7 protein-coding genes, 1 pseudogene and 1 riboswitch are annotated in these 4,895 nt (G+C 69.4%); of the genes and pseudogenes, 3 read left to right on the top strand and 5 right to left on the bottom strand.

Going from position 1 to position 4,895, the window contains the following annotated elements; genetic code table 11:
• Positions 1-49: 49 nt before the first annotated feature.
• The 4 genes from ACLML9_RS27800 to mhuD form a co-directional block, all read right to left on the bottom strand.
• Positions 50-457: a hypothetical protein gene (locus ACLML9_RS27800; protein WP_411948277.1), complete on the bottom strand. Its 408-nt coding sequence runs from the start codon at positions 455-457 to the stop codon at positions 50-52.
• A 35-nt stretch (positions 458-492) separates the two neighbouring features.
• Positions 493-1,284, bottom strand: a complete 792-nt coding sequence (locus tag ACLML9_RS27795) for a CbtA family protein (protein WP_411948276.1) — start codon at positions 1,282-1,284, stop codon at positions 493-495.
• Positions 1,275-1,469 carry a CbtB domain-containing protein gene (locus ACLML9_RS27790; RefSeq protein ID WP_411948275.1) on the bottom strand — a complete coding sequence of 65 codons (195 nt, stop codon included), beginning with the start codon at positions 1,467-1,469 and terminating at the stop codon, positions 1,275-1,277. Before ACLML9_RS27790 ends, ACLML9_RS27795 begins: the two co-directional genes overlap by 10 nt.
• A 35-nt stretch (positions 1,470-1,504) precedes the next feature.
• Positions 1,505-1,653: riboswitch (cobalamin riboswitch) on the bottom strand.
• Positions 1,654-1,723: 70 nt separating this feature from the next.
• Positions 1,724-2,038: a mycobilin-forming heme oxygenase MhuD gene (mhuD, locus tag ACLML9_RS27785; RefSeq protein ID WP_039821787.1), complete on the bottom strand. Its 315-nt coding sequence runs from the start codon at positions 2,036-2,038 to the stop codon at positions 1,724-1,726.
• A gap of 123 nt (positions 2,039-2,161) precedes the next feature.
• Here mhuD and ACLML9_RS27780 point away from each other — a divergent pair, with 123 nt between their 5' ends.
• On the top strand, positions 2,162-2,932 hold the full coding sequence (locus ACLML9_RS27780; protein WP_411948274.1) for an alpha/beta fold hydrolase: 771 nt from the start codon (positions 2,162-2,164) through the stop codon (positions 2,930-2,932).
• A gap of 24 nt (positions 2,933-2,956) precedes the next feature.
• Here ACLML9_RS27780 and ACLML9_RS27775 read toward each other — a convergent pair whose 3' ends face one another.
• The gene (locus ACLML9_RS27775) at positions 2,957-3,838 is read right to left on the bottom strand and encodes an A/G-specific adenine glycosylase (protein ID WP_411948273.1); all 882 of its coding nucleotides are present in this window, start codon (positions 3,836-3,838) and stop codon (positions 2,957-2,959) included.
• A gap of 162 nt (positions 3,839-4,000) precedes the next feature.
• Between ACLML9_RS27775 and ACLML9_RS27770 the strand changes: the two genes are divergently transcribed.
• Together ACLML9_RS27770 and ACLML9_RS27765 are read left to right on the top strand one after the other, a co-directional pair.
• The gene (locus ACLML9_RS27770) at positions 4,001-4,624 is read left to right on the top strand and encodes a carbonic anhydrase (RefSeq protein WP_411948272.1); all 624 of its coding nucleotides are present in this window, start codon (positions 4,001-4,003) and stop codon (positions 4,622-4,624) included.
• Between the two features lie 77 nt (positions 4,625-4,701).
• Positions 4,702-4,895 (top strand): annotated as a pseudogene (locus ACLML9_RS27765) (hypothetical protein); the annotation flags it as partial.

The raw sequence follows: 4,895 nt of genomic DNA, 5'->3' as shown, positions 1-4,895 counted from the left end.
CCGGGCCGGAACCACGCCCGGGCACTCGGCGTGTACATGGCGGGAATCGTCACGAATACCGCGCAGATATGGCCGGCACGAGTGAGCGCCAGAAATACGGTCCCATATCGGTGAACACACCGGCACCCTCGGCCGCCAGCATCCGAACGGGCTCCACCACCAGTGACGCCGTGCCGACCACGCCGATGCCCACGGTGAGCAGATTCCTGGCCCAGCGCTCGCCCCGCAGCATTCGCCACGCGATACCGAGAACCACCAGATAGATTGCGGTGCGCAGCAGCCAACCGGCGGTGAGCGCGCCGATATCCGCAACGTCGCCCGCCATGCGCGCGCCGCGGACCGCGGTTTCCGCGATACCGCAGCCCACGGCCGTCACGAGCGCGACGAAGGCGGTCGTGACGGCCGCGGGCCGCCGCGCGAGTGGGCTGCCCGGGCGGGCGAGCGCGGTGTCGTTCATACACCGAACCTGCCCGGTGCCGGCCGCTCCCCGGATCAACCCGCGGTAGCGGCGGCCTCCGGTACCCGGGTACTGCCGCGGGTGCTCCATTCGGTCAGCGCGGCGAAGGCCAGGCCGATGCCCACCCACAGCGTGGTCGATACCGCCAGCGACGCGGCCCGGAACTCCCACAGCAGGGAGGCGGGGAAGTCGGCTCCCACTTCGTCGATCTCGGGCAATACCGTGTAGCCGAGGGTGACGACGAGTACGAAACCCACCACCGCCGCGAGGAGCCGGAGGGATTCGGGTCGCGTCCGCAGCGCTTTCCAGATGGACACACCGGCCGCGACGGCCAGCAGGCCCACCAGCACCGCGGCCACCCAGAGCAGTGTGCGCTCGTTGATCGTTTCCGGGTCACCGACCGCCGGGGGGTTGGCCGGATATTCGAAGAACGGTACGGCCACCACCGCGACCCAGCCGGCCAGGCCGAGTCCGAGCACCAGCCGATGACCGGGTAGCGCGGTGAACCGCCGGGCGTAATGCGCCGCGGTCGCGACGATCGCCCCGAACGCCATCCCGGCCAGCGCGGCGGCCAGGAACTGCCCGAACTTCTGCCAAGGCCTGCTCACCACGGCCTCGTCCCCGTGCACTGTCTCCCCGTGCGTATGTCCGGTGCCGGAATCATGGGCATGCTCCGGCGCGGGCGCCGCGGCCTCCTCGATGGCGATGGCGGCCTCGACCCGGGATTCGCCGACGAAATTACCGACGACACCCGCGAGGAGACCGGCGATCAGACCGGCGAGCAGACCACGGAGCAGCAGGGCACCGAAAGATCCACTCAATGGCACGGGACACCCAGCAGGTGGCGCCCGTCGTGCATCAACTCGTGCAGGAACATTCCGCCGCGTGAGATGGCGCCCTGGTCGAATCCGACCAGGTACAGCGTCAGCAGTGCCAGCAGAACGACGCCGACGGTGACGAGCACGGTCGCTGCTGTATCGGCAGCCCTGCTCGGGACGTGGGTTATGGCCATGATGGATCCTCCTCATCCGGATGCTCGCGTCCGGTTCGCGAGTTGCGCGTAGGTGCGGGTGTCTGACTCTGCCCACCCTTTCCGGCGTGGACATCACAGTGGCGCGACCGCTCCGGGTTCTCACCGGATTACCGCATCACCTTCGCTTTCACTTGAAACTGTGACACCGGCTGTTGCCGGTCGTCAATATGCCCGCGAACGAGCACTGGCCACGCCGCCGGGGCCGGAGGCGTGGCCAGGGTGTGCGGGATGGGTCAGGAAGCGGGCTTACCCGCTACGTCGAGTACGACCTCGAACTCCAGCAGCGAGGCACCGGTGGCGACCGGCTTGTTCTGCTGTCCGGCATGCGCCTCCTTGGCGGGGCCGTCGCGCCACGCCGCGAAGGACTCCTCGGAATCCCACTGGGTGACCACGAAGTACCGATTCTCGCCGGCCGTGGGCCGCAACAATTGGAAGCCGAGGAACCCGGGGGAGTTCTCGACCGCGTGCGCGCGGTGGGCGAACCGCTTCTCCAGCTCGGGTCCCGCGCCCTCGGGGACCTCGATCGCATTGATCTTCACAACAGCCATACCCCTGAGCTTAGGTATCGCGGGGTCCGGGCGGGACAGTGCCGCACGACACAGCAGGGCCACTGCGCGCGCCGCCGGGAGCGTCGCCGCGCCCTGTGGAGGGATGTGAATAAACTCGGCCCGGTGTTGCACGACGAAGGTGGGACCGGGGTTCCGATACTGCTGCTGCACGGATTGATGGGCAGCGCCCGCACCTGGCAGGACCAGGTCCGGTGGCTGCGCGACCACGGGCGGGTGTTCACCTTCGACGCCGCCGGGCACGGGCGCCCCGCCCCGCCCGAACTCACCACCGACGCCCTCGTCGCCGATCTGGCCGACGCCACCGCGCGAATCGACGAGCCGATGATCGTGATCGGGCATTCGATGGGTGGTCTGCACGGATGGGTGTTCGCGGCCACGCATCCGAACCGGGTGGGTGGGCTGGTGGTGGAGGATATGGCAGCCGATTTCACCGGCCGTACCGCCGCCCACTGGGCCGCGATGGTCGAGGCCTGGCCGCAGCCATTCGCGGACGAGGCCGCCTTGGTGGCGCATTTCGGCCCGGTCGCCGGTCGCTACTTCCGCGATTCGTTTCACCGGGGCCCGGACGGTTACCGATTGCATGGCGAGGTGGCCACCTTCCGGGACATCTCGGAGGAGTGGGGGGTCCGGGCGTTCTGGGGGGAGTGGGGCAGGCTCACCGTGCCCACGCTGCTCATCGAGGGTGAACACACCATCACGCCGCCGGGCCAGATGCGCCGGATGGCCGAACTACATCCCGCCGCCGAGCACGTCCTGGTTCCCGACGCCGGTCACCTGGTGCACGATGATCAGCCCGAGCGCTACCGGGCCGAGGTGGCGCGTTTCCTGGCCCGCGTTCTGCGCGGAGTTTCCGGAACCGCCGCCGAGATCTGAGCAACCCTCGGTCGCGGGCGGGCTTCAGCCCTCTCCCGCCAGGGCGAACCGTCCGTCGTCGGTCTGTTCGATCAACCCGTCCACCAGCAGCGAATCCAGTGCGCGGTCGCGCTGACCGGGGTCACGGGTCCAGGCGAGGTCCAGCCGGACGCGTTCCACCGGTGCGTGCGCGGCCCGCAACACGTCGAGCAGCCGCCCGCGTGCCTGCCGGTCGGTGCCCTCGTACTTCTGCGTCCGGCGTGTCGATTCGGCCACCGGCCGGCCCGCCGTGACCCACGCGCAACGCGGCAGCGGGCAGCGGGTGCAGTCCGGGGTCCGCGCGGTGCACACCGTCGCGCCTAGTTCCATCAGGGCCGCCGAGAACACGGCGGCCCGGTCGATCCGGCCGGGCAACAGCGCCTCGGTCTCCCGTAGATCGCGCGCGGCCGGATTACCGGCCTCCCGTCCGTGTACGGCCCGCGCCACCACCCGGCGGACATTGGTGTCCACCACCGGAACACGCTGCCCGTAGGCGAAACAGGCGACCGCCCGCGCGGTGTAGGCGCCGACCCCGGGCAGTCCGAGCAGCACCTCGACATCGTCGGGCACCTGGTCACCGTGCTCGGCGGCCAGGACCTGCGCGCATTCGTGCAGGCGCAGGGCACGGCGCGGGTAGCCGAGTTTGCCCCATGCCCGCAGCACGTCGCCCGCGCTCGCCGCCGCCATGGCCGAGGGCACCGGCCAGCGCCGCACCCATTCCCGCCAGATCGGTTCCACCCGCGACACCGGTGTCTGCTGCAGCATGATCTCGCTCATCAGGATCTGCCAGGCGCTCACCCCGGGCCGCCGCCACGGCAGGTCCCGGGCCGTGCGGGCGTACCAGTCGATCAGGGCGTCGGAGTCGATCGCGCCGGGTTCGATCGACACGACACCGCACCCGCCCGAGCCCGGTTTTCCGATACCTGCGCTGCTCACCCGACCCGCTCCGTTCACCTCACCGTGCAGTTTCACCGGTTCGGCGTGAAGGGACGCCGCGCTGTAACGGGACGGAAGCAAAGCGAGCACATCAAATCGTGCAGAATGGACACTATGCCTCAGTCCAACCCGGTAAGTGCCTGGAAGTCGCTGCGCGAAGGAAACGAGCGCTTCGTGAACGGCACGCTGCTGCATCCTAGCCAGGGGGCCGCCGATCGAGCCAAGCTCGTCGCCGGCCAGCATCCGACCGCCGTGCTGTTCGGCTGCGGGGATTCCCGAGTCGCCGCGGAACTGATCTTCGATCAGGGGCTCGGCGATATGTTCGTGGTGCGCACCGCGGGCCACGTCATCGACGCGGCGGTGCTGGGATCGATCGAATACGGCGTCGGTGTGCTCGAGGTACCGCTGATCGTGGTGCTCGGGCACGATAGTTGCGGTGCGGTCAAAGCGACCCTCGAGGCGCTGGACGGCGGCGAGGTGCCCGGTGGATTCATCCGCAGCATCGTCGAGAAGGTCACGCCGTCGATGTTGATCGGGCGCCGCGAAGGGCTCGAATCGGTGGACGAGCTCGAAGCTCGCCACGTGGTGGAGACCAGCCGCCTGCTGATGGAGCGATCGATGATCGTGTCCGAGCGGGTGGAGGCCGGTAAATGCGCGATCGCCTGCGTCACCTACAAATTGGTCGACGGCCGGGCGAAGCTACATCGCGTGGTCGGCAATATCGGGGAGACCGTCTGACCCGTGGCCGGCTGTCGGCGTCACCTTCGGGTGTGCCGTTGACGACCGCTGCCGCCCGCTGCGCTTACCGTTGACACGTGTTGGAACCGACAGGACCGTTACCGCCGGAGATCTACTGGCGGCGTCGTGTGTTCGCCATCGGCGCGCTCGTGGTCGCGCTCGCGGTGGTGATCTGGCTGGCCGTGACCGTCTCCCGGGGCGGTGACGCGCCCGATGCCGCCGCGGCGGCATCGGGCTCCGAGACCACAGAGCCCGTCCCGGGGCCGGTCGC

This window comes from Nocardia sp. NPDC002869 (assembly GCF_046764065.1).
GTDB lineage: Bacteria > Actinomycetota > Actinomycetes > Mycobacteriales > Mycobacteriaceae > Nocardia > Nocardia rhamnosiphila.
The sequence above is the reverse complement of the archived record's forward strand: the minus strand, read 5'-3'. Positions and strand labels throughout refer to the sequence as shown.

Bases quoted from the DNA above. Each gene is read 5' to 3' on its own strand.
- ACLML9_RS27800 (WP_411948277.1), bottom strand. From the start codon at position 457: ATGAACGACACCGCGCTCGCCCGCCCGGGCAGCCCACTCGCGCGGCGG.
- ACLML9_RS27790 (WP_411948275.1), bottom strand. From the start codon at position 1,469: ATGGCCATAACCCACGTCCCGAGCAGGGCTGCCGATACAGCAGCGACC.
- mhuD (WP_039821787.1), bottom strand. From the start codon at position 2,038: ATGGCTGTTGTGAAGATCAATGCGATCGAGGTCCCCGAGGGCGCGGGA.
- ACLML9_RS27770 (WP_411948272.1), top strand. From the start codon at position 4,001: ATGCCTCAGTCCAACCCGGTAAGTGCCTGGAAGTCGCTGCGCGAAGGA.